Origin of the sequence: Yersinia pekkanenii, assembly GCF_001152565.1 — a bacterium.
In the GTDB taxonomy this organism is placed as follows: Bacteria; Pseudomonadota; Gammaproteobacteria; order Enterobacterales; family Enterobacteriaceae; genus Yersinia; species Yersinia pekkanenii.
The window spans coordinates 1-1,621 of record NZ_CQAZ01000161.1 but is presented as its reverse complement, the minus strand read 5'-3'; the positions used below and the strand labels follow the sequence as shown (position 1 = coordinate 1,621).

Genomic DNA, 1,621 nt, shown 5'->3' with positions numbered 1-1,621 from the left:
ACTATTTGTTACTAACTGGCTGGCTTTGGAACGCACACCATCGCCTTTAGCTTTACCGCCAGCTCTTCGGTATGCCTCGGTCTGATTGGCACCCTCTAGCAGCGCGGTAACGAATCTACGCTGTAATTGCGTCAGGGCATCGAAAAGCGCCTTCTGTTCTTCTGTAAGCGTCATTTCGACCCCTTATAAGTTAACCGTTTTCCAACATTTTAATTTGTGTCTCAATGAGTTCAGCCAGACTATCACATGACTCCCACACACGATCTGTGCCAATTCGGTCACATGCTTCCCATTTACACGTGCGCGGATCATAGTAAAACGTATCAGTGTTATTTCCACCAATAACAATCAGGTTTGTCATGGTCTCATCTTTAAAGCCGGGAATATTCAGGGCATTGTTAAATTCAATAAGCCCAGCAGTATCTTCACCGTCACTCATACCATAAAATACGCATCCATCAGCAAACAACCCATTGCTAATACGCAGAAAAGAGCCGTATTGCTTCCAGAAATCGGGCTGTTCTGGGCTTATCTCTCGTCCAAAGTCATAAGTTTCCAGCTTGCCAGTATAAGGTGGATTGATGTTGTATCCCATGCTTTTGCTGATGCGATTAAACTCATTAACCGCCTTTTCTAAATTTGTCATACACACCTCACGGATAAATCACGCCTTTGGGAACGGGCCACAGCACTGTATTTTCACCTTTAGGCGAAAGGTTATTACTGATGCGACGCTGTGTTGTTGTAAAAACTGGATGTTCTGGAGCACTTTTGATTAGAACTAGGTTTGAGAAATCATTAGTTCCACTATCTTCAAGTGGCAACTTATGGTGTGCTTGATAATCCTTGGGGATCCTGCCAATGCTTAACATTTCACGTTGCGAGGTATCCAGTCTGGCTACAACATCAGGATGGTTAGCAATGCTTTTAGCAAAATCTCTGCGTACAGAGTTATTAAAAGTGCGACGCAAAGCTAAAAGGTCTTCGTTACTCCTTTTGATGTAATTCATCTTCACAACATCGACGTTTTGCAGCAATACGTTTTTACCTTTATAGGTGCCAAGATAGCTGTCTAGTTTTTCCAGCTCAACAGCTTTCCCTAACTTAGCGACATCGCCTAATGTGCCAACTTTCTCTACCGTTCCCAACCCCTTAGTTCCCGCCAACTCCGTCACGGATGCCGTGACTACCATGGCGGCCGCACCGGCTAATCCGTTGCGCTGATAAGCGTCTGTTACCGCCCCTTTCGTATTATCATAGATAGCCTTACCAGCGGCTTGTTGATTTTGCTGTCGGACTTTATTTATTGCGGCCTGCTCTGGATTAAAGGCACCAGCCATATATTCTTGGGCAGAAGGCCCCATCAAAGTACCTAGCCCCTCAAGGGTACCTGCTGCGCCATCAGCAATACGACCACGGGCGGCCTCAGTTGTGGCTTTGTCATGTGTTAAAGGGGTTGCTTCCCATAAGGTTTTGGCGCTATCGGTGACAGATTGCCATTTTGCAGATAATACCCGTCCAGATTCATCGGAAGCGCGAGTTATCATAGAACGCTCGGGTATCGTATTCGTCGTACTCTTTAGTCGCCTTATTTGTGTCGAACGTGGCTTTCCACCCGTTC

3 protein-coding genes are annotated in these 1,621 nt (G+C 45.9%); all 3 read right to left on the bottom strand.

Annotated features, from left to right (window positions below):
* A partial coding sequence (locus AEP37_RS23635) for a terminase small subunit (protein ID WP_049615620.1) occupies positions 1 to 174 on the bottom strand: 174 nt, incomplete at its 3' end.
* Between the two features lie 16 nt (positions 175 to 190).
* Positions 191 to 646: a YrhA family protein gene (locus tag AEP37_RS23630; protein WP_049615619.1), complete on the bottom strand. Its 456-nt coding sequence runs from the start codon at positions 644 to 646 to the stop codon at positions 191 to 193.
* A gap of 7 nt (positions 647 to 653) precedes the next feature.
* The coding region (locus AEP37_RS23625) for an HNH endonuclease (protein WP_049615621.1) at positions 654 to 1,621 on the bottom strand (968 nt) is incomplete at its 5' end.

What these genes read in the sequence shown, in the direction of transcription:
- AEP37_RS23630 (WP_049615619.1), bottom strand. Translation starts at nt 646, where the DNA reads ATGACAAATTTAGAAAAGGCGGTTAATGAGTTTAATCGCATCAGCAAA.